Here is a 24,304-nt window from a genome sequence, read left to right on the forward strand (position 1 = left end):
GTCACGTGACCGGGCAATGCAGACGCCGTCGAGACTGCCCTTCCATCGCGTTGCCGGCGTAGTTTTTCGGCCAATCATCCGATAGCGAGCGAGGCCAAAGGCAAGGTGCACGGGCAGCCCTCACGCAGGAACCAAAAAACCGCCCGCTGTTTCTCCGACCATGCGGCGACCCGGCACACGCCGACAATCGTACCGCAGATGCGGGAGGTAGTGATGCGAACCAGATTTCTGCTGCTGGCACCGGTGCTGATATCGATCGCGGGATGCAGCGAAAAGATCGAAGCCGGGGAAAACAGTCCCGAGCCCAGCGAGATCGGGATGCCGCCCGACCAGAAGGACGAGACGGCTAACCCCTCAATGGAGACGGAGACCGACCTTCAGCTTCACTCGCCGGTCGTTCTCGATTGAGGGATGTGTCCCGTCGGCGGGGGCCGACGGGATAACATATCGATTTAGCCGTTCAGGCGGTCCTTGACGGCCTTGGCGGGACCAAAGGTCAGCTTCTTCGCCGCCTTGATCTGAATCGTTTCGCCGGTCGAGGGGTTGCGCCCTTCGCGCGCGGGCGTTGCCTTGACCTTGAACTTCCCAAATCCGTTGACCGATACTTCGTCCCCCTTGGCGGCAGCATCGCTGATCGCGGCAAAAACGGCGTCCACCGCCTTCTTAGCGTCGGCCTTGCTGAGGCCAAGCGATGCTGCAACGCTATCCGAAAGTTCGGCGTGGTTCATACGTATCTCCATAGGGTCAGCCCGGACCATCCCGAGCCGGGGCGCCGCTATAGCGGCTGTGCGGGATTTCACCATATTCGGAACACCATAGGCCGGCAGTGCCAATTCACCTCGGCGACACTTGGCGGTGCCGCCGGATCGACGCCATAATTATTCTGCCTGAACGCCTCCGACTGAGAGTCTTCACGCTCACTTTCGACGTGCATCCCATTGAATTCTTGATACATGCCCGCTCGCAATCGCTTGGGGTGTGAAGCGCTTGCGACCTCCCGGGGGACCCAAGAGCAACAATCGAAGGAATATCGAAGCATGAAGAAGTTTTTGACGGTCGCCGCGCTGGGCGCGGCACTGGCATTGGGCGGCTGCGGCAAGAGCGACGATACGGCGGCTGCGCCGGCCGGGACAGTGAAGCGCGAAGCCGGCAACTGGAAGACCGACGTCAAGCTGGTCAAGTTCGAGATGCCGGGCGTTCCCGATAATGTGAAGGACCAGATGTCGAAGCAGTTCGCGGCCGCCAGCGGCACCGAACAATGCCTGACGCAGGAACAGGCAGACAAGGAGGATGTCGCCGGTGCGCTGTCGAAAGGCCATGGCGAGGCCTGCACCTGGAGCAAGAACCAGATCGGCGATGGCAAGATCGATGTCGCGGGCACCTGCACACAGGGCACGCAAAAGGTCGAACTCGCCCTCGCCGGAACCCTTGGTGCCAAGAAGACCGACGTTCTCGTCACCTCGAAGGGCAAATCGCCGATGGGCGGCGGCGACATGGAAATGCAGATGCAGGTCACCAGCACCAACATCGGCCCCTGTAAAGGCTGACCTTCTCCCAAACATGAAGCAAGGAAGGGGGCGTGGCGAAAACCGCGCCCCTTTTCAAAAGGCCGACGGGAGCGCATATCCGCTGCCTAACGGCTCCGAAGTAGATCTCCAAAAGTGGGCGGGGCCGAGAGTCCATCACCGCCGACACTGGCCGTTTAGAGACGGTCCGCTCTAGCAAACAAAATGCGGAAAGCGGACTTGGCTGTAATGAACAACTCAGCCGCAACCCATGAAATCCGCGGGCGGCGAGTCGAAGCTCGCCGCCCCTTCATGCCCCTAGCTAGATTCACCGCTAAGATATCCATTGAAGGATCCCGCCACGCAGACCTTTCATCACATTGCTCGCCCAGCTCGACGTATCACCATAGCCATCGCGGGTGAGCGTTATCACGCCGGCGCTATCGACGAGAGCAAAGGCTAATACGAAATTGCCCACGCCATCCACCGCAGCCACTGTGCCGGCGGGCGTCGTTCCTGATGGGCGAAAGGCTACGGGCACACCTGTGAGCGTCAAGCTTGCCGCAGTGCTCGTTCCTGCGAAGCTGGCCGCTGGCAGTTGGAGAAGGCAGAGCCTCCCTTGTCGAACAAACCGGGCGGCCTCCACTACCGCGCCAGACACACCCGTCATAGTAAGATTGGCGACTATGCTGTAGTTTCCGTTTAACACAGCGGAAATCGAGTTTCCGCTTGATGGGACCAATTCCCCGTTGGTGCACGCTGTCAGATCAAAGTCCTCGAAGAAGATCGTCCCGCCGCTATTGGTGGAGGTGATCACAATACCATTCACCATGACATTCACGTCCACTGAAGCATTGCGAGCGTCGCTCCGCCACCTAGCGACCCGAAGATCAATGTCATTTCCGTCGACCCGAGCCACCGAAGGATTGACGCTTGCGTGTCGAACATCGGTCGTACGCGCATAGATCGTGGCCCGTGAAATATTGCTTCCGAATTTCCATCCCACACGTTGAGACTGCTCATCGCTAATGCCGTAGAAGCCGTCATTTGCGTTCGCGATCGTTACCGCGCCTTCGTCGCCATTTGGATTACCGTGACCGAATGCAATGCACTCTTGGAAGCGATTGAAGCTGTTAGGCGCCGATCCTGTCGGCCCGATATCCCAGAACGCCTCTCCCTTTTTGGAGGTGCCGTTCGCATTCGTATCAGAGGCAGAAAAATTGTTGTTGGCGATACAGCCGAGAGCCGTGCTGTTCGTCGTTCCCTTGTCGGAAAGACCAGTGAAGACAACTCCGCGACGGCAATTGGTCATTGTTGCATTCTGAACAACCATGGCGTCCGAACCATGGCTATCGATCGCGTGCCACGTCGGAATGTTCAACATCGTCGGGCTCTCAACGACGATATCTCTGCTGCAGGGATCCTGGATGCGGTCGGGCGTATCGTCAATCTTTGCGGTTGCCACGAAGCCGTAAGCATTTAACTCACTTGTTGAAGGGCTTCCGGTCTCAAGTTGGCCAGCTAGCGTGTTCACGAACAAACCAGTCGAACGATAGATGTCGACTGAATATGTGAAGACTCCGGCGTAGCCGCAACGGAGACACCGGATATTCTCGTCGCTGCAATTTCTAGCAAATTGATATTCTACCGCGACATTGCCGAAACCTTCAAAGGTCGCGTTCTTGATCTTGACGTTTTCGATAAACGTCGGCGCCACACCCGGCCCGTTGCGGGTGCCGGTCACGCGGATGGCATTGCTGGTCCCGTTGTAGCCGTTGGTCAATGGGCCCGTGTAAATCCAATGTCCGCCATCAACTTCGCTGGCGTCCGCTCCGGTCTGTATATGCAGGGCGAGGACGGCACCCGGCACCTCGATCCGAGCCCCAGTCGCAACAACCTTAACAGTGCCATTGACCGTGACGGTCGTCATTGGCCAAGTGTAAGTGACGTTCGGACGAAAACGGAGTTCGGCGCCGCGAGAGACTGCCGCATCGAACGCGCTTTGGAAATTATCAAAATCCTCGGGCCAGACATGCTCGCGATTGTCATTGCAGGTCATATGGTCACTATCCCTTCATATCCTCGGTGGACTACCGAGAACATTCAGAGAACAAATAAAATCCTACAACGCAACCTACATCGTCCCCTATTTCGTCATGCGATCAGCGGGCGAAGTGTTCGCGGTCAACACGACCGCGAGTGGCCGTTCTGAGACGGTCAGCTTTTAGAAGAAAATCATGAGGAGCGGACATTAGCTGTCGGGCGTGATCTGACCAATTTTTGACCTGTCTAGGGCGTCCTATGTTCGCCCGTTAGGATCCGCTCTACCGAGTACCAATGCATTTAATCGGCGACGACATTATCGCGCTGAAAATGGGAGCTGACTGACGATCGGTCAAAGACGGCGATCATCATGTTCTCGGTAGCACCACGGCAGGCAGGCGAGACGGACAATAATCCGGTCGCATCTTGCGGGTGCTGGAGCCACCTAGATCCCGACAAGTCCAGCAACAGCCTCGACAAACTCTCCTCCGATTCCTGCCGTGAAATCCAAAGTGGATTGGAAAGCACGATCCGGAGTGCCGGCCGGTCTGTCCTCCCCGATTGCGGCGTCAGTTCGGTGGCGATCCTGGCCGCCGGGAAGCGCCAAGAAACGATGGGGCCAGATGACCACGACGATCGCAGAAATCGACCGCGCGTTCACCGCGCAAGACACGGTAATACCGATCCTCTCACGTAACATGATTGCAGCCGGTGACGCGGCAGCGCTCGCAGCGTCGGATGCACCCAATTTGCAGTTTACTGCGGACGAAGAGCGCGCCGAATCGCTTGCGCGCTTTCTCCGGACTCGCCCGATGGGCGACCTCTGGGTCTTCGCTTATGGTTCATTGATCTGGAACCCGGCCCTCAAGACCTGCGAGCAGCGCGTCGCGCGCGTAAACTGCTGGCACCGCGCGTTCTGCATGTCGATGCCGGCGGGCCGCGGTACCGAAGAACTGCCCGGTCTTGCCCTCGGGTTAGATCGAGGCGGCTCTTGCGATGGTGTCGCCTACCGCATCGCGGATGAAGACATTCGATCGGAACTGCCCATCTTGTGGCGCCGGGAAATGCTGCTCTCTGGCTATATCCCGCGCTGGGTCGAGATCGTCGGAGAAGACGACGTTGTTTTCGGTAACGCCATCGCGTTTGTGATCGACTCGGACAGTTCGCTCTATGCTGGCGGCCTGCCGATCGATGCCCAGATCGTGCGGCTCGCAATGGCAGCCGGTAGTTGGGGAACGGCCGCGGACTATCTGTTTCGAACCTGCGAAGCCCTGTCGGCACATGGCATCACGGATTTCGCCCTCGAACAATTGGCCGTCCGGGTTGCGACCTTCCGCACCGACCGGGTCTTGCGAGCACTCGCCGCCTGAAACACCGCTGCAGGGCCCTGCCCCGGTGAATGGCCCGCGCGCCCGATCGCATAGAACTGATCAGCCGTCGCCGCAGATCGTCTGTGCACACCATTGATGTGCGGCGGCTTCGCGCGCCAATAGCGCCCGGCGGCGCGCATTGCCCCATCGATAAGATGGGCTCGTGCCGTCCCGTTCCTGCAATCGATGGAGCGGCACGACGACCGCGAGCTGGTCCGAAGCGGCATATTCTCGAATCGATGCGGCGCTCTCCGGGGACGCCATGATTTTGTCCGCAATCTCTTCCGGTGTGATCGTGGTGCCGGGCCTGGTCAATGAGAGTGCCGCTCTTATGCATTGATGGAACGTGCTGTCTTCCATGCTGATCGGCAAGATCCCGGCGGCAGCCGGCTTCTCGATAAGGCCGGCCATGGTGCCGACCAGAACGCCATGAAGAACGGGCTCGGCCGCGCACAGGGTCGCCGCCGGATTTGCGCCCTGAAGTTCATTCAGCAATGCGGATCGATCGTCTCCGAACAGGGCCGCACAAAGCCCTCTCGAACTCGCCGCGACCAGAAAATCCCCGAGCGAGCTCGCACCGAAAGCGTACCCAATAGTCGCGGCGATGTCCTCGGCGGGCCAAAGGGGCGTTCGACGTCGCTGTCCCATTTCCGCTCTCCTCAGCCAACCAATGACGTCGCAGGGTGGAGGATGGGTGTGCAGCCGCACTCCGTTCATTGCCCTCAAATTCAAAACAGGGCCGCCGCGTAACGCCTCCGCACATCTCCAATATCAGAGCAAGAACCGGAGTTCCGCCCGCACGCACAGGCGTCACTTTCCGGCCGTCCCGTTCAACACGCGGATCCAACGCGAATGATGGAAGGAAAGAATCATGGTCCAGGCATTTGACGACAGCGCTCCGACCGGCGCCGAAATGACGAGCTACGACCGCGATCATGCGATGCTCTACATCGGCCTGCTCGATCGCGAGAGGAAGGGCCAGGATTGGCGCAAGACCGTCGGCGCCTTCTTCGGCATCGATGCCGACCGGGAACCGGCGCGGGCGCGCCATGTCTATGACAGCCATGTCGGCCGCGCGAATGCCCTCGTCGCCGTGCCGCAGTTCGCCATGCTGCAGCGCATGGCGCCCTATCTCTGAGCAATCCGGCGCTGTCCATGAAGCAACTCACGCCCTTTTGGATTTGAGAAGAAGAAACGGAGTTTGGCTCTCCACCCCCGCAAATACCAACGCTCGCAGGTCATCGAGCCCTTTCGATGCCCCCACCGAGATAGAGAAAAGGACTTGTTCCATGAGCAAAGAAGAAGACAATAAAGCGGTCGTCGTCCGTTGGTTCACCGAATTCTGGGGCAAGGACGTCAATCTGGCCGTGGTCGACGAGATCGCCCATCCCGATATGCTGCTGCACTATTCGCTTCATGAACCCCGCCGCGGCCGCGAGGACATCAAGGCGTTCATGACCGACTTCCGCGCCGCGTTCCCCGACCTCAATTTCTGGGGCACCGCCGACCTGATCGCCGAGGGCGACTATGTCGTTGGTCAGTGGGAAGGTGGCGGCACGCACACCGGTGCTGGCTGGAACGACCTGCTGCCCGGCTACGAAGGCTTGCCCGCCGCGACCGGACTCAAGATGCACTTCACCGGCAAGACCGTACTGAAGGTCGTCGATGGCCTGATCGTCGAAGAAAATGGCCTCGATGACGGCCTGACTGCCATGATGCAGCTTGGGAAGATCAAGAAGGCCTGATCAACACCGCACGGCAAGGGGGATCGGCCGATCCCCCTTGTTGCCCAGACGCGAGAGAATGCGGGCGATTTCGATTTGAAAGCAAGGATCGGAGTGTGCCCCGCACGGTAGGGCGGCATGGTGCGCGCATATTTGCTAGAGAAGACGAAAATGACGATCAGCTCTCAATCCACGCACGTGCTGCGTATCGCGCCGCTTCCGGTCGAAGACGATCCGCGCTGGGCGCGCATCCTCGCTCGCGACAAGGCTGCCGACGGGACGCTTTGGTACTCCGTTGCCACGACGGGCATCTATTGCCGCCCTTCCTGTCCTTCGCGCACCGCGAACCCGGAGAATGTCACGCTTCACGACACGCTGGAGAGCGCACACGCGACCGGCTTCCGGCCCTGCAAGCGCTGCAATCCGGACGGGCTCTCGCTCGATGCCGAAAATGCCGCGCTGGTCGCCAGGGCCTGTCGTTTCATCGAGGCGTGCGAGGAAGAGCCGTCACTGGAGCAGGTCGCGGCGGCCGTGGATCGGAGCCCGAGCTATTTCCACCGTGTCTTCAAGGCCGCGACCGGCCTGACGCCAAAGGCTTATGCGGCGGCCGACCGGGCGCAAAAGGTCCGCGAAGGATTAGAATCCGGCACCAGGGTCACGGACGCGATGTATGACGCCGGCTTCAACTCCAGCGGGCGCTTCTACGAGAAATCGACCGGCATGCTTGGTATGACCCCCACACAGTATCGCGCGGGCGGCGCTAACGAGGAAATCAAGTTCGCCGTCGGCGCAACCTGTCTCGGCGCAATTCTGGTCGCGTCGAGCAAGAAGGGTGTCGCGTCGATCCTGCTCGGCGACGATCCCGATGCGCTGGTCCGGGATCTCCAGGACCGTTTTCCCAAGGCGCATCTGATCGGCATGGACAGCGAATATGAGGCGCTGATCGCGCGCGTTGTCGGCTTCGTCGAGGATCCCGGCATCGGCCTCGATCTGCCGCTCGATGTTCGCGGCACGGCCTTTCAACGCCGCGTATGGCAGGCGCTTCAGGAAATCCCCGTCGGGGTACGGGTCTCCTATGCCGAGATCGCGCGGCGTATCGGCTCGCCCAAGGCCGTCCGGGCCGTCGCGGGCGCGTGCGCGGCGAACAAGCTGGCCGTGGCCATCCCGTGCCACCGGGTGGTGCGCAATGACGGTTCGCTTTCCGGTTACGCATGGGGCGTCGAGCGCAAGCGCGCAATCCTCGAACGCGAGGTTGCGCAAACCGCATGACCCTCTCCACCCGCTACGATACCTCGGTTGCGTTCCTCGCGCGGGTCGACGAAGACTGGGCAAGGCTGATCGAACAGATAGGCCCCTGTCGCCACGATCCCAAGGCCGCGCGCGAGCCTTATGAGGCGCTGGTGCGCGCGATCGCCTATCAGCAACTCACCGCCAAGGCCGGTGACGCGATGATCGGGCGACTGAAGGCGCTCTTCGAGGATCGCGCTTTTCCGACGCCCGGCGATCTGGTCGACGCGGACGTCGATCGCTTACGCACATGCGGATTCTCGGCGAGCAAGACCGCCACCATCCAGGCCATTGCTGCAGCGACGATCGCCGGCATCATCCCGGCCCGCGAGATTGCCGTCACCATGGACGACCAGACGCTGATCGACCGGATGGTCAGCATCAAGGGCGTGGGCCGCTGGACCGTCGAAATGCTGCTGATGTATTCGCTCGAGCGCATGGATGTGCTGCCGGTCGACGATTTCGGTGTGCGCGAAGGCTACCGCGTGCTGAAGTCGCTGGACGGGCAACCCAAGCCAAAGGCGCTGCGCGAGATTGCCCGGGCCTGGGCGCCGCATCGCACCGTCGCGGCCTGGTATCTGTGGCGCATACCGCGCAAGCGCGGAAACGTGCTGAAATAGGCGCTGCCGCCGCAATCGCCGATTTGATCGCAAGAGTCGGAGTGCGCGTGACGCCGGCATCATCCAGGGGCAACGTCATGCCGCTTCAGAATCGTGTCACACCCTTCGGCGACATCGTCGCCATCGCGCAGCGGGGCCTTTTTACCGGCAATCGCGGCATCATCCACGATCCCGCAGCCAGGACCCTGCTGGCGAAGCGCTGGGCCACCCGGGCCTGGCTGATCTGCACCTGCGACTATAAGGGACGTCGCAGGGATGTGATGGCGGCCCGAAGCTGGACCGAATTATTCTTCCTCGACGAGGCGGTGGCGCTGGCCGCCGGTCATCGGCCCTGTTTTTTCTGCCGGCGAGCCGACGCCGAACATTTCCGTGCATGCTGGACAGCCGGTCGCGGGGACACGCACCCTTCGGCGGCACATATGGACAGGGTCCTGCACGGCGAGCGTCTCGATCGCGGCCGCAAGCGCCTGCACGCGGTTCCGATGCCGCTCGCGAGCCTGCCGGACGGCTCGGTCGTCGCAGTCGGACCGGACGCCTTCACGATGCGCGGCGGCCGTCCCCATCGCTGGACCGAGGCGGGCTATGCGCCTGCCCCATCGCTCGACCGTGCGGATGGACTGCTGACGCCGCCGTCGACGCTTGCCGCGCTCGGCGCGGGGTACCGGCCGGCGCTCCATCCTTCGTCCAATTCCAGCATCCGATAGGTGCCAGCATGCTTGATCTCTTTGAAAACCTCGCGCCACTCGATCCCGTGACCGAGGTCATGGCAGGAGGCGCTGTGCTGCTGCGCGGCGAAGCGCTGTCCATCGACAAAGCATTGCTTGCGGCGCTGGATGCGATCGCCGAACGATCGCCCTTCCGTCACATGGTCACGCCGGGCGGCTTCACCATGTCGGTCGCGATGACGAATTGCGGCGCGGCGGGCTGGGTCACCGATCGCACCGGCTATCGCTACGACAGCAACGACCCGCTCCACGGGCATGCCTGGCCGCCCATGCCGGATTGTTTCGCCGAACTCGCCGCCCGCGCCGCCGCCCGCGCCGGCTATCCCGATTTCCGGCCCGATGCCTGCCTGATCAACCGCTACGAGCCCGGTGCGCGGCTCACTTTGCATCAGGACAAGAATGAGCGCGACTTCGCGCTTCCCATCGTGTCGGTCTCGCTCGGGCTGCCGGCGACCTTTCAGTTCGGCGGCCTGAAGCGCAACGATCCGGTCAAGCGCTATGCGCTGCGCCATGGCGATGTCGCCGTCTGGGGCGGACCGTCGCGGCTTCGGTTCCACGGCGTCTCGGACCTGAAGGATGGCGAGCATCAACTGGTCGGTCGGAAGCGGATCAATCTGACCTTCCGGGGTGCCCTGTGATGTCCGGAACGAACATCTTTCAATTTGACGGCAACAACCGGAGTGTCGGCTGGCAAGCGCGGCGCCAAATGGGGCATCATAGGCGCAAGGGAGTCCGATCACCACGATCAGGCAACGATGCGAGGCAGAGCAAGGAACCAGCATCCATGTTTTCGCGCAGCGAATACGACGCGAATGCGCGACGGCGCAGGTTTGCCGGGGCCGAAAAGGCCTTTAACAGCCTCACCGCCTTTGCGAGGAACGACCCGGAAAAGACGCTGGTCCTGACCCATATCGCCCGCCTCGTCGCCGGTGGCCATGCGGAATATGAGGTGCAGGCGAACGGCGAGATCGAAGTGTGCTTCTCTTCGGGCGAGGTCTATCTCCTGGGACGTTCGTCGATCCTGCGGCTGGCTTGATCGACCGGAGCCTCGGCCACCAATGTCCGTTTTGAAAGCATGAACCGGAGTGCCCCGCCGGGCGGGCGAATCTACCCGAAGAGGAAGCCCGTTTCTCCTGACCTGGACGCAAAATCGAACATGAAAGCTCCACTCGACCTTGCAGCGACCACCGGCCCGGACGGCGGCGTCACCGGGCGCCTCGCAAACTATCGCTGGGAAATGATCGCGGCGGATCTCGACAGCTATGGCGCCGCGGTCCTGCCGCGCCTCTTTCTGGGCGGCGAATGCGATACGGCCATCGGCCTTGCCGCCGATCCGGCGGGGAGGCCCATTCCGAACGTGCCCGAGCAGCGCGGCTGGGGGACCGGCGACAATCGCTATTTCGCCTATCCCCTTCCGGGTCCGATCGCGGACCTGCGCACCGCGCTCTATCCTCATCTCACATCCATCGCGAACGATTGGAACGAGCGGATGGGTTTTGAAGAGCGCTTTCCCCAGACGCACGCCGAATTCCTGCAAATATGCCGCCGCGCCCAGCAGATCGTGCCGACATCGATGATGTTCGATCACCGTGCGGGCCAGCAAAGCCTGCTCCATCAGGATGTGTACGGCTGCCACCCGTTTCCCTTGCAGGCCGTCATCCTGCTGTCCGAACCAGGCAGCGATTTCACCGGCGGCGAGTTCGTGATCGCCGAGCAGCGTCCGCGCATGCAGACCCGTCCGGAGGTCGTCTCGCTCGCAAAGGGCGACGCCGTCATCTTCGCGACGGCGAACCGTCCCGTGAACGGATCGCGCGGCAGCTACCGCGTCAATCTTCGCCATGGCTTCAGCAAGGTCAGGACGGGCCGCCAGCACGCGCTGGGGATCGTCTTTCATGACGCCGCCGTCTGATGGCCCGCTGCCAAACCCGCAAATGAAAGAGACCCCATGCCCGCTCTTCAAACCGACATGCCGATCACAGCGCCCCTGACACCGACGGAGCGCGTCGATCGCATCGATTGGGATCGGATGGCATCGGACCTTGCCGCAGGCGGCTCAGCGGTTGCGCGGCAGCTCCTCACGCGCGAGGAATGCGAGGCGCTCACGTCGCTCTATGAAGAGGACGGCATCTTCCGCAGCCGCGTCGTCATGGCTCGATACGCGTTCGGCAAGGGCGAATATCGCTATTTCAGCTATCCCCTCCCCGATCTCGTCGGCGAGCTGCGCACCGCCTTCTACCGCCATCTGGCGCCGATCGCGAACGACTGGAACGCGCGCATGCGGATCGGCGCGCGCTATCCGATGGTGCACGCCGACTATCTGGGTCTCTGCCATCGCGGCGGACAGGCGCGCCCGACGCCGTTGCTGTTGCAATATGGCGCCGGCGACTATTGCTGCATGCACCAGGATCTCTACGGCGATCTGACGTTCCCGATCCAGGTCGTGATCCTCCTCGCGGAACCGGAACGCGACTTCACCGGCGGGGAGTTCCTGCTCATCGAACAGAATCCGCGCGGCCTGTCCAAGGCGGAAGTCGTGCCGCTGCGGCAGGGCGACGCCGTTGCCTTCGCGGTCAATCAGCGGCCGGCACGCAGCGTGCGCGGCACCGCGCGCGTCAACCTGCGCCACGGCGTCAGCCGGCTCCATTCAGGCCACCGCCATACGCTCGGCATCATCTTCCACGACGCCAAATAAAAGGCCTCGCGCTTTTCGATTTGAAAGCAAGGACCGGAGCGAGGCTCGCAGCGGCATCGCCTAAACAAGATCGGCAAACACGATCGAAAGACAAGATGATGACCGAAACAATCCGATTTGCCTGGGGTGCCAGCTCGCTGGGCGACTTCATGGTCGCCATGTCCGCGACGGGCGTTGTCGCCCTCGAGTTCAGCGCTGCTTATGCCGCGATGGAAAGGGCCTTGCGGATGCGTTTTCCGGAAGCGCAAGTGATCCACAGTCCGGATGAGCTGACCGACGTCGTCACGACCGTCGCAGGCCTCATCGAAAACCCGGCAACCGGATGCGAACTTCCGCTCGATCTGCGCGGAACCTCCTATGAGGTACAGGTATGGCTCATGCTGCGGGACATTCCCGCCGGCGAGACCACCAGCTATGGCGCGCTCGCGGCCAAGCTCGGCACGCGCGATGCGCGCGACGTCACGGCCGCAATCGCAAACAACCCCGTCGCGGTGATCATTCCCTGCCACCGGGTCATCAAGAAGGATGGCTCGATCTCGGGCTATCGGTGGGGCGTCCAGCGCAAGCGCGCGCTGCTGGCCAGCGAACAGCGGTCGGCGGTGCACTGAGATGGCCACTGCGCGAAAGCTGGATGGCGACGCATTGCACCAGCAGTGCATCGCCGCCACGCCGAACGATCCCTTTGCCTCCACGGCTGCTTCGAAACGACCGGCGCCGCTCGATCTCGTCCGCCGTGCGCTCGATTGCGTCGACAACGCCAAGGCCCAGTACCCCGGTTATCGCCTGACGCGGCTCATCAGCGAAAGGCTCGAACTGGATAACGAGGATGCCTGGGGGCTCCTCGATATCATCGGGACCGGCGCGGACTATGTCCATTCGGACCCGCAAGACCCCTTCCTGTTCGACCAACTGCTTCGCGGAGTGATCGCCCGCCATGGCCTTGCGCGTCTGTTCGCCGACGATGGTCATGGCCCCTATCATCACGCGATCCGGCCGACCGGTTATGATTTCTTCGAGGACGAGGTTATCCCCGCCGGAATGGAGCAATGGCGCGCCGACTATCGCGCGATGTCCGATCATCGGCAGATGCTGGCCGCCTCGGTCATCTGGCTCTATCGCGGCGGAAAGGACAATGTCTGGCTCCGGCGTGTCCCGTGCACATGGCACGCCGCGGATGCCATTACGCACATGCGCGACACCAATTGCCTTCTCGATTGGGCGGGCCTGTTCGTCACCTATCCCGGTTGGTGAGGCATGGAATCGGTACGCCAGCCTCGACGGCTGGGCGCGCCCTGTAGCGCGGCGATGCAAGTCACCGCGCGTCGTGGAAGATGATCCCGAGCGTGTGGCGCATACCCGAGCGAACCCGGCTGACCCCGTGCCGAAGGTTGACGCGATAATCACCCCGCGTTCCCTGAACGGGGCGACTGTTGACCGCGAAGGCCACGGCGTCGCCTTGGCGCAAGGGCACGACCTCGACACGGCTCTGCATACGCGGTCGCCGTTCGGTCAGCGCGAACTCACCGCCGGTGAAATCGACCTCGGGTTCGGAAAGCAGGATCGCGACCTGGATCGGGAACCAGATGTCGCCGTACATATCCTGATGCAGGCAGTTATAATCGCCCTCGACATATTGGAGAAGCAACGGCGTAGGCTTGATCTGGCCGCCCGCGCGGCACCGCGCGAGGAAATCGGCATGATCGTCCGGAAATCGGCCTTCCAATCCCATGCGCGCGTTCCAGGCGTTGGCGATCCCGGCAAGCCTGGGATAGAGCGCCAAACGAAGATCCCTGATGGGGTCGGGCAGCGGGTAGCTGAAATAGCGATATTCGCCTTTCCCGAAGCCATGCCGCGCCATGATGACGTGGCTGCGAAACCGGCTTTCATCTCGATAGAAGGCCGCGATGTCGCGGCATTGTTCGGGTGTGAGCAGCTTGGGCAGCACGGCGCATCCCGCGCTATCAAGTTCGCCGGTGATCGCGCCCCAATGATAACGGGCAACCCGCGCCTCTGCGGACATGTCCGCAGAGGCCGGAGCTATGAAATCCACCAGCGGCGGCTTCATGCCATCGCTTCCTTCCGGATCAGTTCACGCTTGCGGTCAAGGCCCCAGCGATAACCGGCCAGTTCGCCGTTGCTGCGAACGATGCGGTGACAGGGAACCGCCAGCGCGATCGGATTGGCGGCGCAGGCGCTCGCGACGGCACGCGGATGGCTGAGCGGCATCAGCTTGCGCGCCAGTTCCGTGTAGCTCGCGGTCTTGCCGACCGCGATCGTGCGCAGCTTTTCCCACACACTGCGCTGAAACTGCGTACCGCGCATGTCGAGCGTCAGATCGAGGCCTTCCGATGGCTTGTCGATATAGCGCTGGACCGCTGCGACATCGCTCTCCACAGCGTCCGGGTTCCGAACAAGGGTCGAATCCGGAAAGCGTCCGGCGAGGTCTGTCTCGAGTTCCCCGGCCGTGTCGCCGATCAGGATCGAGCAGACACCCTTCGCGCTGCGCGCGACAAGCACCTGGCCAAGATTACTATCGACAATCGCATAGGAAAGAACGTCAGCGATCGCCGCGTTCGAATTTGCCCGCGAGTTCGCCCGCAGACCATCAGTCGTCTTGAGGTTCATTGCCGTAACTCCTTGCTGTCCTCGTGACCGGAGCTACGCCCGGAGCTGGCACGCCAAACTCCGTTCCTTGTTTTCAAATTGAGGAATCTTTACCATCCCGACGGCATTGCCGGATAAGCGGTGCGAACATTTACGGTCCCGTCACGCCAACATAGACGGGCTTCCGATCGGGACTTGCGTTGATAAGCCGCTGCCTAGCCGCAGCGGCCGTCAGGTCATGGTTGGACATTCCGTCGGCGACAAAGCGATCGAAGCTTTCAAGGATCGCGGGTTTGAGCGTCACCTGCCTGCCCCCGCGATCGATTTCGATCAGCCCCTGCGCTTCAGCGTCGGCCAGGAGTTGCCGGACATGTGTTCGCGAGACGAGAAAGCTCCGGCCAAGACTCGACAATGACAAGGATATTGTCGGCGATCCGTGCTTCATCGAATCCTGCATAAGCCGCATCAGGATCAATATGCCCGCGTCGCGCGAGACAAAGAGCAAAATGGCGGGATTGCGGAGCAGGACCATCGCTGACTGTTCGAAAAAATCGGTCGCGATCCTCCGTTGAACGCGCTGAAAATCGGCATCCTCGCCGAGCGGAAGGACATAATCTCCTTTGCCGAACAGCGTGGCGAGCGGGCTATAATGTGCAACCAGCCACGCCCGGTCATATGCCAGCATCCTGGGCGTCGGGTGCAGAAGACGCACGCGCCCATCCAAGGGCGATATGCGGCTTTCAAGATAGTCGGTCTGGATCAGTCGGCCGACGATGGATTCGATCCGCCTCGGGCTGCTCACACCGAAAAGGGCCAGCACCTTTTTGAGATTGCCGATCGTTGGCCAACTGCTCCGGTCGTCCTCGCGATATCCGGCAGCGAGACAGATGGCGACCGCGAAGATCACGATCCGCGCCGCCTCCATCAGCAGCTTGTTGAGAAAGGCGTCGTCGCCATAGAGCGCGAGCGTCTTGTCGACATATTCAGCGCGCGCGCTCGCGAAATCGGGATGGTTCAGGATCGACGACGAGGTTCGGTAGGCGACACCGAAATGCGGATCAAATGCCTTGCCTTCATGCGGCTTCATTCACGGCTCCCCGCCCGCGTCCGGCCAGCACCCGGCCCCACCGGCCCGCCCTGCCCCGGGGTTCGGGCAACCACAGCGTCCAAGCGAATAGAATATACGCAAAAAGTTCCGGCGCAATATCGCCGCGCTTGCGATAGGCTGTATTAACAAGATCATCATATGCATTGATAAGCAACTTAGGGGGATTAATGCGTCAATATCGTCTCGGGCTCCTCCTGTCGGCGCCCCTTTCCATCCTGTCATTCGTCGCGGCGGCCTCGGCTGCCGATGTCCCCGCTACGCTCCGTGCCGTCGGCGGCGGCGCGGATGCTATCGGCAAACGCTGTAAAACCGATACGCAGGCGATCAACCTGCAGAAAGCCGTGCTCGAAGCGCGCGCCGGTCCGGCAACGATCGCGGACGATTTCGTGGGCTTCGACCGACTCAACGCGATCAGTCAGGATGGTTTCGGTCAATATTATCTGATCATGGAAACCCACCCGGACAAAGGCGTGCGCGAGGCGGCGGCGGCGTGCGTCCAGGAGATTACGACGATCAATACCGCGATCGGCCTCTCGCGTCCGATCTACAATCGACTGGCTGCGATCCCGACCGCCGGCCTCGACACGAAAACGGGGTTCACGCTCGCGAGGACGCTTCGCGCCTACCGGCTCGCCGGGGTCGACAAGGATGAAGCGACGCGGAAGAAAGTGGCGGCACTGACCAACGAAATCGGTGACATCGGCTTGAAATTTTCAGCCAATATCCGGGATGACAAGGGCGATATCGCGCTCGACACGGCTGACCTTGCGGGGTTGCCGCAGGACTATATCGACGCGCACAAGCCGGGCGCGGACGGAAAGGTTCATCTGACTTTCGATTATCCAGACGTGTTTCCGGTACTGGACTTCGGGGCGCGCCGCGACACGCGCAAGATGGTCGCGTCGGCCTATGCCAATCGCGCCTGGCCGGCAAACGGTCCGGTGCTCCAGTCGCTGCTCCGGAAACGATATGAGCTTGCGACAACCCTCGGCTACCCCGACTATGCGACGCTGATCACGGCGGACAAAATGATCGGCACCCCGACGCGCGTTGAGAGCTTTCTGGGCCAGATCGACGCCGCCGCAACACCGGGGTCGGACGCCTATTTCGGTGAATTGACGGCATTTGCGAAGCGCGGGGACAAGACACTCGACCGGATTCAGCGCTGGGACAGCAGCTATTTCGGCAACAGGCTGAAGAAGCAGAAATATGACGTCGACGCCGCCGAAGTACGCCGATATTTCACTTATGAAAAGACCCGCGCGGGAATCTTCGGCCTGATGCGCGACCTGTTCAATGCCGACATGCGCCCTTGGCAGGGCACGCCGTGGAGCAACGACGTGAGCGGCTGGTCGCTCTACGATGGCGACCGGCTGGTCGGCCATTTCTACCTGGACATGCATCCACGCGAGGGCAAGTTCAACCATGCTGCGGCCTTCCCGATCCAGTCGGGCATTTCAGGGCAACAGGTGCCGATCGCGGCGCTCGTCACCAATTTTCCGGCAACGGGTCCGATGGACCATGACGATGTCGTGACCTTCCTCCACGAATTCGGTCATCTTATCCATTGGCTCTATGCCGGAAACCAGACCTATAGCCTTCAGAATATGGGAAATTTGCAATGGGACTTCCTCGAAGCGCCGTCGCAACTGCTCGAGGAGTGGGCGTGGGATTATGACACGCTCAAAGGCTTCGCCTCGAACGACAAGGGCGAACCGATCCCCGCGGCGCTCGTCGAAAAGATGAACGCCGGGCGCTGGTTCGGCGAGGCGCTGACCTACAAGCGACAGGTCGGCCTGGCAGCGGTTTCGCTCAATTTCTACAATCGCCCACCCGATTTCGACCTCGACGCGATGTATGACGAACAGACAAACCGCTACTCGCCCATTCCCAATATCCCGGGCACGCATTCCTATGTTAATTTCGGGCATCTCGATGGCTATTCGGCAATCTACTATACCTATGGCTGGTCAAAGGCGATCGCGACCGACCTGTTCACGGGATTCAAACAGGCCGGCATCCGCAACAAGGATGTCGCGATGCGCTATCGCACGATAGTGCTGGAAGGAGGCGCAACGGCCGATGCCGAAACATTGGTGAATGATTTTCTCGGGCGCCCGTGGAACCTCGACGCCTTTCGCGAGCAGCTGAGCCGATAAACTAGGCTGCGGGTGCGCGCGATGGACGGCCGACAAGCTATTGTCGCACATACCGCTTTGGGGATGCAGGGCATTCCGATCAAAGGCTGGCCCGGAGTTTAGAGCCCGTATGGAACGGCCGCAACGAGCGGATTTTGGCGTATCTTTTGCTCTGGAATGCCCAGCGTGCGTCGTTTTTCCGGCCGAGAACCGGTTATGCTGGCCGCAAGCGGACCGTCCGCTTCCAAGCGCCAAAAATGGGAAAGCGGACCTTAGGACTTCGGTCGACACTGGCTAGAACAGCGCGGGTTTCACTGTCGTCGCCATCATGTGAACGACGGTCGCCGCATGACCGAATATGCAAAAATCGGAACCATCGGCAGCTAGGGACGATCGACCCAACCGGCATTGCGCGCCGCCCGTTCGCCCGCAGCGTCCAGCGCGTCGCCTCGCATCATCGCGGCGGCGGTCGCCGCGATCTCGTCCGACGAGGCTTGCCGATAATCCCTCCTTGTCTGTCCTCGCAACGTTCGCTCGAGCTGCCATCGACCGCGTTCACGGCAGCCAATCCCGTCGATCGAAGCGCTCTCGAACGTGCGGCAATAGCGACCGTCCTTGCCCTCGAAGCTGAGACCGATCCGCACCGGGGCGTCGCCGGACTGGTTCGACGCAAGCTGCGTGTCGAGCGCGTCGGCGAGCGGTCCTGCCGCGACCAGCATGCCGCCCTCGGTCGCCACATCGGCGGGGGGAACCCACGGACGCAATCCGATCGTGAGGCCCAACACGAGCGACGCCGCGATGGCACCCCAATGGATGGCGCCGAAGCGCGCGCGTTTCGCATCGCGGCGACCGGCAAGACTGGCGTCGATCTTGTCGTCGACCGCGAGCAACGATCGCAGCCGCTCGGGAACCTCCTCTTCGGCGATGGGTGCAAAATGCGCCTCCAACCGCGCCTTGAGCGCGCGGTGGCGGGCGATCTCCGCCGCAAGCGAAGCGTCGATCCCGGCTTCGCGCTCGATCCGGCGCGCAGTCAAATCGTCGAGTTCGCCGTCAACAAAGGCGGCAACCGTGGCAGCGTCGAAGCTCATGCGGCCTCTCCCAAATAAAACATCAGACTTTCGCGCCCACGCGCAAGGCGCGATGTGACCGTACCGATCGGCACGTCGAGTATCTTCGCCGCCTCGCGATAGGCATAGCCTTCCACCAGCACGAGCATCACGACTTCGCGCTGCTCGTCCGGAAGGCGGGCCATCGCGCCGCCAACGTCGCCGCGCAGCGCTCCCGCCTCCACCTCGGCTGCGCCATCACCCGTGATCTGCACGACGGCTTCGTCGATCGGTGTTTGAACGCCGCGCCGGCCCGCGGCACGGCGCTCGTCGATCCAGAGATTACGGGTGATGCGGTACATCCAGCTGTCCAGTCTCGTTCCTTGTTGCCATTGGTCCCGCGATTTCAGCGCGCGTTCGATCGCGGCTTGGCACAAATCGTCGGCGTCGCTCGCATGGCGTGCCAAACCGCGCGCGAACCGACGCAGGCGCGGAAGCAATTCGACCAGTTCCTCTTCGAAGCGCATATTTGCCTTTCGCTGTGTCCGAGGAAGAAACGACGCCACCCTATCGTTTCTTCCGCAGCATGCTAAATTTTTCGGACGCGGCCGGTGTACCGCCAGCCGGTTCCGCCGACACGAGGAGTTTCGATGCGCGCACTTGCCGCCCTTGCCCTGACGTTTTGCCTTCTATCCGCCGCGATTAGCGAACGCGTCGTTGCGCAGGTAGCGCTGCCGCAGGTGCAGCTTCCCGACGCCGCCCGCAATTTGCCGTCGTTACCGAACCTCAATGCCGAACCGTTGATAGCCCTCGGCGACAGGCTCGCAGAGATGCGGCTCGACCGGATCACCAGTCTCCTGCGCAACAATCGCGACCGGATCGAGCCCGACCGCGACGGCCAGCCAGCGGTGCGCGGTACACTCGTTGCGACGGGAGTCGACGACGCGATGATCGCGCAGGCGGCGAATAACGGGTTCCGGCTAATCGACCGCGATCATATCGAAGGACTCGATCTCGATATCGTTCGCTTCGCGGTTCCCGAGGGTCGCAGCCTCGCGCGCGCGCAAAAGCAGCTCGCCAAACTGCTCCCCGGCGCCGAAATCGATGCCGACCATATTTATTTCGCGAGCGGTCCGGGCGGAGCGCTGCCGACCGCCTTGCTGGTGACGGCCACAGCGTCCGGCAAAGCATCGCTTGGGTTGATCGATGGTGGGGTGGCTGCGCATCCCTCGGTCGCGGGCCGCGTCGAGCAGCGCGGCTTCGCCGCTGGCGCACCTTATGCGAGCCGCCACGGCACCGCGGTCGCCTCACTGCTGATCGGCACCGGCGCGGTGCGGGGTTCGGCATCAGGGCAAAATCTTCTCGCCGCCGACGTCTATGGTTCCGACGCCGCGGGCGGTAACGCCAGCGCCATTGCCCGCGCGCTCGGCTGGCTGGCTCAGCGCGGCGTCGCGGTAACGACGATCAGCCTCGTCGGCCCCGATAACAAGCTGCTGGCGGTCGCCATCGCGCGCGCGCAGCAGCGCGGCATGTTGATCGTCGCGGCGGTCGGCAACGACGGCCCAGCCGCTCCGCCCGCCTATCCGGCATCTTATAAGGGGGTGTTTGCGGTGACCGGTGTCGACGGCAAGAACCGTGCGCTTCCGGAAGCGGGGCGCGCGCTCCACATCGACTTCGCGGCGCCGGGCGATGCCGTTCTCGCGGCGACCGGCACCGGCACGACCGACCGCCTGCGCGGCACATCCTTCGCCGCGCCGCTGGTCGCCGGACGTCTCGCGCTCCGCTACCCGGCGCCGGCAATCGACCGGATCGGTCCGGCGGTTTCCGCACTGGTGTTCGAAGCGCGCGATCTTGGAAAAAAGGGGCGCGACAAGCTCTACGGCCACGGACTGATTTGCGGGGATTGCGGCGGCCGCTGATCCGTCCGGCAATTTTCGTGGAAGAAATCCGGACGCGCCGTCGTTCTTCCTTCAGGCCCCTCCCCTCCGGGCCGCAAGATGAAGGAGAAGGACAATGGCACATCGTATTTTCACGTCGGCCCTCGCGCTCGCTGCGTCGGCCATGGCATTTTCGACCCCGGCCTCGGCGCAGTTGCTCGGCGGGAGTGGCGGGCTCGGCGGTGGTCTCGGTGGAACGCTCGGCGGCACGCTCGGTAATCCGACCGGGCCGATCGGCGGAACGCTCGGCGGCGCAGGCGAGATCACGGGATCGGGCCGCGGCGACGCCCATGTCGACCGCCGCTCGGGCCGCGTGCAGGGCAAGGGTAACGCCGATGCGAACGGCAAGGGCTCAGCCAATGGCAATGCCGACCTGATCGGGAACACCGTCGGCGGAAACGCTAATGGCTCGGGCGGCGCCTCGGGCAATGGCAACCTTGACGCACAGGCGGTGGGCACCGATTTCGTAGGACAGACAGCCCGCGGGACGGTCGGCACCGTCCAGGGTACCGCTTCGGCCGCCACCGGCACCGCGCGCGGTGCGGTCGGGACTGTCCGTGATCAGACCGGCGGGGCGTTGTCAGACGTCTCGGGCAGCGCCAGCGGCGCCGGTTCGATCGCGGGCAGCTTCCAGGGCGGCCTTGGCCAGCTTGCTGCCGCAGGTAGCGGCGCGGCCAGCGGCAATGGCATGTTTGCAGTCACGCCCGGAATGCCTGTCACCGACCCGCGGGGCAAGGTGATTGGTCATGTTCAGGAACTGCGGCAGACCAGCCGCGGCGTCGTACAGGCGGTGACCGTCGAGGTGGGCGATCGCGTTGCGACACTGCCCGCCGCCAGCTTCGCCGGTTCGGGTGATGTCCTCGTTACCGGCATGACCAAGGGTCAGCTCAAGGAGACAGCCGAACAGCAGAGCGTCAACGACTGATCGATCGAAGGGGCGATCGGCGACGACCCCAATTGACGCCGGTCGATCACTGGGGCGGACCGCGATGCGGTTCGCCCATTTTTTGCCTTCACCCGTTTTTGGCCGCTTGCGGCCTGACCGCTTTAGGGCACGATCCTCGGAAAGCGGACGTCGGCGAAATAGCGAGCGCAACGCTGTCGCCACGCGTTCCCAGCATAGTTGCTTCGGTATTGCTCCGCTGTTTTTCGGATCATTACGAAATAGGACGCAATGTAGGTTGCAATGTAGGATTTTGAATGTTCCACCTTTGTTCCCATCAATGAGGAGCAAAGATATCATGGCCATAACCGATCAACTGCTGACCCCCGAGAATTTCCGCCAGCCGGGTGACACGGTGCTTTTACGTTTACAGCGCTTTCTGGACGCACTGGGCAATGGCATTTGCGGGATGCTCGATGGCGATTATGTCATTCCTTCGCAACTCGTCATCGGGGACAAGTCGAGGTTCAAACTGTTTGGCGGTGGCTATGCGATCAAGATGGCCGACGGCGCAGCGACCGGATATGGCGGCAGCGCGCTTTATCTCTACAAGTGCACCGATTTCGAGATCATCGACCTGATCTGCGACGGCAACCGGACGAACCGCGTGCCTGCCGAGGACTCCGCGCACCTTATCGTCGTCGACAAATGTCATCACTGGAAATTCACGCGCGTCCAGGCGAACGACGGGACTTGCGACGGATTCATGATCTATGCAGGATCGGGTACGGGCGGAAGCGGTGCTGGCGGTGCGGTGGCGCTTGAAGATTGTCCTTCGCACTGGGTGCTGGAGGATTGCGTCGCACTCCGCAATTACCGGCAGGGCTGCTCCCTGCTCGAAGGGTTTTACGGGAAGTTCCGGGGCGGCCGCTACGGTCTCACATCGGGTCTGTGGGATACGTCCCGCGGGCCTTGCGCCGGGATCGACATCGAACCCGATAACAATCCCTTGTGGATTCAGAACCGCGTCGCGAACATCGAAATCGACGACGTTCTGTTCGATCGTAACCAGGGTGCGGGTCTCCTCGTTACGCGGGTCGACGGGGTACGGAATATCCGTATCCGGAACTGCATATTCGAGCATAATCGAAAGGCGGCGATCGAAAGCTTCGCCGACAATGTCGACATCATCGACTGCAAGATCATCGGCTTCGACACGAACGACTATACGGTCAATCCACTGGCTTGGCCAAAGCGCGGCGCGATCGATATCGGCGTTGACGCCGGCCCCACCCGCATCATCGGGCCGGAATTCTCCTGTATCGACAACGCGGGGGTCGGCAATGCCAATCCCTGCATCTATGTGCATGGCGGTGCAGCCGCGGGGATCGAGGTTGCGGGTATCCGCAGCGATGGAACAGCTTCGGATATCGCTAGCCTGCACGCCCCCCATGTCGTTCTCCATGATTGCGTGATCGACGTGTCGGGCGCCGCCGAGGGAACGCATCTGACCTTCCTTGGCGATTATCCGGAAATGTCGAATGTCACGATGATCGGCGTCTATCAGCGCGCGGCCTATTTCAGCGGCATGCAGCCGCGCATCCGCGATAATAGCTTCCATGTCAGGGTGGCCGACCACACCGCATTTGTGGTCGATGCCCATGACGCGACCCAACCCGAGGTTGCTCACAATCGGATCCGTCACACTGCCGCTGTCGCAACCTATGGCTTCGGCTTCGGAAACGGGGCGATCATTCTCGACAACTGGGTCGTCAATAACACGCATGCGGATGCTTATGTGACTGCCGGAATACCGTTGTTGAAGCGCGGGAATATGCGGGTGGGGTCGAGGGAACAGGAAACGCCTATCATGACGTAAAGAGTGACCAGAGACACCGCATCTGTGATCTACTCCCCTTTAGCGGACGCCTCCTTTCGAAAGGCCGGAGGCGTCCGTTTCCTTCCTTGGTTCGCATTGGCCGGTTGCGGCCTGTCGGCTTTTGGGCGCAAATCGTGAAGAGCCGACATTGCGCACACCTGTGCCGGTTGCAGACAAAAATCCCCTGCCCTAGGCTAAGCGTTGATCAACCTGAGGCAATTTTGTGTTGCTGTTCCCGGCTTTCGTTCTGAATTTCGCTGCCCCCGCGCTTCCGCCGCCGCCGACATATGAGGTGCCGGACACTCAGGAGCCGCTGACCAACTCCGATCGAGTGGTCGTGACCTGCCCCGATGGAGGCATTGTCGGAGCAGAATTTATCCGCGAACGCCAAACCGTAACGGTGGTTGGGATTGCCGGATTTTCCCGGGTGCTTTCCGACGACCAGCGCAAAATCGTCGATACCGCTCTCCGGCCTCTTGGATCGCTGGATCGGGTTGAAATCATCTGCAATGGACGCGACAGCGCGATTATCAGGGTCCTTGGCGCGTTTGTCGAAGTTGAGCGCCAAATGTATCAGCAGACGGTCGTCGTCGTCTGGGAAAACTCGGGTATGCTGGGGACTGAGAGGCGCCCCGTTCCGGAAATGGAGCTAGACCCGCGAGCGCTTTGAAGCCCTCCGATACCAGAACCGTGACCGGATTTGGCCGCTTGCTGCCGGTCTGCTTCTGAACGCGAAGCCTAAA

Annotated in this window: 27 protein-coding genes; 19 read left to right on the plus strand and 8 right to left on the minus strand. The window is 62.0% G+C overall.

The window, feature by feature from the left end:
• Positions 1-213: 213 nt before the first annotated feature.
• Positions 214-408, plus strand: coding sequence for a hypothetical protein (locus AC07NV_RS11945; RefSeq protein ID WP_495166568.1), 195 nt, complete (start codon positions 214-216; stop codon positions 406-408).
• Between the two features lie 44 nt (positions 409-452).
• Here AC07NV_RS11945 and AC07NV_RS11950 read toward each other — a convergent pair whose 3' ends face one another.
• Complete coding sequence (locus AC07NV_RS11950) at positions 453-728, minus strand: HU family DNA-binding protein (RefSeq protein WP_447751101.1); 276 nt, start codon at positions 726-728, stop codon at positions 453-455.
• Between the two features lie 309 nt (positions 729-1,037).
• Here AC07NV_RS11950 and AC07NV_RS11955 point away from each other — a divergent pair, with 309 nt between their 5' ends.
• Positions 1,038-1,547 (plus strand): DUF3617 domain-containing protein, encoded by a 510-nt coding sequence (locus AC07NV_RS11955; protein WP_495166569.1) that lies wholly within the window; start codon positions 1,038-1,040, stop codon positions 1,545-1,547.
• A 292-nt stretch (positions 1,548-1,839) separates the two neighbouring features.
• Here AC07NV_RS11955 and AC07NV_RS11960 read toward each other — a convergent pair whose 3' ends face one another.
• Entirely contained in the window at positions 1,840-3,564 is a 1,725-nt protein-coding gene (locus tag AC07NV_RS11960) for a hypothetical protein (protein ID WP_495166570.1), read from the minus strand.
• Positions 3,565-4,171: 607 nt separating this feature from the next.
• On the opposite strand from AC07NV_RS11960, the gene AC07NV_RS11965 reads away from it, so the two are divergent.
• Positions 4,172-4,918, plus strand: coding sequence for a gamma-glutamylcyclotransferase (locus tag AC07NV_RS11965; RefSeq protein ID WP_495166571.1), 747 nt, complete (start codon positions 4,172-4,174; stop codon positions 4,916-4,918).
• 60 nt (positions 4,919-4,978) lie between these two features.
• On the opposite strand, the gene AC07NV_RS11970 is transcribed toward AC07NV_RS11965, so the two are convergent.
• A complete protein-coding gene (locus AC07NV_RS11970) occupies positions 4,979-5,566 on the minus strand; it encodes an MGMT family protein (protein ID WP_495166572.1) in 588 nt (195 codons plus the stop codon).
• Positions 5,567-5,789: 223 nt separating this feature from the next.
• Between AC07NV_RS11970 and AC07NV_RS11975 the strand changes: the two genes are divergently transcribed.
• From AC07NV_RS11975 to AC07NV_RS12025, 11 genes are all read left to right on the plus strand, one after another.
• Positions 5,790-6,056 carry a hypothetical protein gene (locus AC07NV_RS11975; RefSeq protein ID WP_495166573.1) on the plus strand — a complete coding sequence of 89 codons (267 nt, stop codon included), beginning with the start codon at positions 5,790-5,792 and terminating at the stop codon, positions 6,054-6,056.
• Between the two features lie 151 nt (positions 6,057-6,207).
• Positions 6,208-6,663, plus strand: a complete 456-nt coding sequence (locus tag AC07NV_RS11980; RefSeq protein ID WP_495166574.1) for an ester cyclase — start codon at positions 6,208-6,210, stop codon at positions 6,661-6,663.
• 150 nt (positions 6,664-6,813) lie between these two features.
• A complete protein-coding gene (ada, locus tag AC07NV_RS11985; RefSeq protein ID WP_495166575.1) occupies positions 6,814-7,911 on the plus strand; it encodes a bifunctional DNA-binding transcriptional regulator/O6-methylguanine-DNA methyltransferase Ada in 1,098 nt (365 codons plus the stop codon).
• Positions 7,908-8,549: a DNA-3-methyladenine glycosylase family protein gene (locus AC07NV_RS11990; protein WP_495166576.1), complete on the plus strand. Its 642-nt coding sequence runs from the start codon at positions 7,908-7,910 to the stop codon at positions 8,547-8,549. Before ada ends, AC07NV_RS11990 begins: the two co-directional genes overlap by 4 nt.
• A 77-nt stretch (positions 8,550-8,626) precedes the next feature.
• The gene (locus tag AC07NV_RS11995) at positions 8,627-9,253 is read left to right on the plus strand and encodes a hypothetical protein (RefSeq protein WP_495166577.1); all 627 of its coding nucleotides are present in this window, start codon (positions 8,627-8,629) and stop codon (positions 9,251-9,253) included.
• A gap of 8 nt (positions 9,254-9,261) precedes the next feature.
• Positions 9,262-9,912, plus strand: a complete 651-nt coding sequence (gene alkB, locus AC07NV_RS12000; protein ID WP_495166578.1) for a DNA oxidative demethylase AlkB — start codon at positions 9,262-9,264, stop codon at positions 9,910-9,912.
• Positions 9,913-10,058: 146 nt separating this feature from the next.
• Positions 10,059-10,310, plus strand: coding sequence for a hypothetical protein (locus tag AC07NV_RS12005; RefSeq protein ID WP_495166579.1), 252 nt, complete (start codon positions 10,059-10,061; stop codon positions 10,308-10,310).
• 120 nt (positions 10,311-10,430) lie between these two features.
• Positions 10,431-11,183, plus strand: a complete 753-nt coding sequence (locus tag AC07NV_RS12010) for a 2OG-Fe(II) oxygenase (RefSeq protein ID WP_495166580.1) — start codon at positions 10,431-10,433, stop codon at positions 11,181-11,183.
• Positions 11,184-11,219: 36 nt separating this feature from the next.
• The gene (locus AC07NV_RS12015; RefSeq protein ID WP_495166581.1) at positions 11,220-11,966 is read left to right on the plus strand and encodes a 2OG-Fe(II) oxygenase; all 747 of its coding nucleotides are present in this window, start codon (positions 11,220-11,222) and stop codon (positions 11,964-11,966) included.
• Positions 11,967-12,061: 95 nt separating this feature from the next.
• The gene (locus tag AC07NV_RS12020) at positions 12,062-12,574 is read left to right on the plus strand and encodes a methylated-DNA--[protein]-cysteine S-methyltransferase (RefSeq protein WP_495166582.1); all 513 of its coding nucleotides are present in this window, start codon (positions 12,062-12,064) and stop codon (positions 12,572-12,574) included.
• Position 12,575: 1 nt separating this feature from the next.
• Positions 12,576-13,217, plus strand: a complete 642-nt coding sequence (locus AC07NV_RS12025; RefSeq protein ID WP_495166583.1) for a hypothetical protein — start codon at positions 12,576-12,578, stop codon at positions 13,215-13,217.
• Between the two features lie 61 nt (positions 13,218-13,278).
• Here AC07NV_RS12025 and AC07NV_RS12030 read toward each other — a convergent pair whose 3' ends face one another.
• From AC07NV_RS12030 to AC07NV_RS12040, 3 genes are all read right to left on the minus strand, one after another.
• Complete coding sequence (locus tag AC07NV_RS12030; RefSeq protein ID WP_495166711.1) at positions 13,279-13,986, minus strand: 2OG-Fe(II) oxygenase; 708 nt, start codon at positions 13,984-13,986, stop codon at positions 13,279-13,281.
• A 41-nt stretch (positions 13,987-14,027) separates the two neighbouring features.
• Positions 14,028-14,591: a methylated-DNA--[protein]-cysteine S-methyltransferase gene (locus AC07NV_RS12035; protein ID WP_495166584.1), complete on the minus strand. Its 564-nt coding sequence runs from the start codon at positions 14,589-14,591 to the stop codon at positions 14,028-14,030.
• 130 nt (positions 14,592-14,721) lie between these two features.
• The gene (locus tag AC07NV_RS12040; RefSeq protein ID WP_495166585.1) at positions 14,722-15,657 is read right to left on the minus strand and encodes a hypothetical protein; all 936 of its coding nucleotides are present in this window, start codon (positions 15,655-15,657) and stop codon (positions 14,722-14,724) included.
• A gap of 188 nt (positions 15,658-15,845) precedes the next feature.
• On the opposite strand from AC07NV_RS12040, the gene AC07NV_RS12045 reads away from it, so the two are divergent.
• On the plus strand, positions 15,846-17,837 hold the full coding sequence (locus tag AC07NV_RS12045) for a M3 family metallopeptidase (RefSeq protein WP_495166586.1): 1,992 nt from the start codon (positions 15,846-15,848) through the stop codon (positions 17,835-17,837).
• A 362-nt stretch (positions 17,838-18,199) separates the two neighbouring features.
• Here the strand turns inward: AC07NV_RS12045 and AC07NV_RS12050 are convergent, their stop codons facing one another.
• Both AC07NV_RS12050 and AC07NV_RS12055 read right to left on the minus strand, forming a co-directional pair.
• Entirely contained in the window at positions 18,200-18,904 is a 705-nt protein-coding gene (locus tag AC07NV_RS12050) for an anti-sigma factor family protein (protein ID WP_495166587.1), read from the minus strand.
• The gene (locus tag AC07NV_RS12055) at positions 18,901-19,389 is read right to left on the minus strand and encodes an RNA polymerase sigma factor (protein WP_495166588.1); all 489 of its coding nucleotides are present in this window, start codon (positions 19,387-19,389) and stop codon (positions 18,901-18,903) included. The genes AC07NV_RS12050 and AC07NV_RS12055 overlap by 4 nt, the downstream gene beginning before the upstream one ends.
• A 123-nt stretch (positions 19,390-19,512) precedes the next feature.
• Between AC07NV_RS12055 and AC07NV_RS12060 the strand changes: the two genes are divergently transcribed.
• From AC07NV_RS12060 to AC07NV_RS12075, 4 genes are all read left to right on the plus strand, one after another.
• Entirely contained in the window at positions 19,513-20,781 is a 1,269-nt protein-coding gene (locus tag AC07NV_RS12060; protein WP_495166589.1) for a S8 family serine peptidase, read from the plus strand.
• Positions 20,782-20,875: 94 nt separating this feature from the next.
• Positions 20,876-21,724 carry a hypothetical protein gene (locus AC07NV_RS12065; protein WP_495166590.1) on the plus strand — a complete coding sequence of 283 codons (849 nt, stop codon included), beginning with the start codon at positions 20,876-20,878 and terminating at the stop codon, positions 21,722-21,724.
• 316 nt (positions 21,725-22,040) lie between these two features.
• Positions 22,041-23,561, plus strand: a complete 1,521-nt coding sequence (locus tag AC07NV_RS12070) for a hypothetical protein (protein ID WP_495166591.1) — start codon at positions 22,041-22,043, stop codon at positions 23,559-23,561.
• Between the two features lie 223 nt (positions 23,562-23,784).
• A complete protein-coding gene (locus AC07NV_RS12075; RefSeq protein ID WP_495166592.1) occupies positions 23,785-24,231 on the plus strand; it encodes a hypothetical protein in 447 nt (148 codons plus the stop codon).
• The last annotated feature ends 73 nt before the right edge of the window (positions 24,232-24,304 follow it).

It is taken from the genome of Sphingopyxis sp. GW821-FHT10B01 (assembly GCF_059415685.1).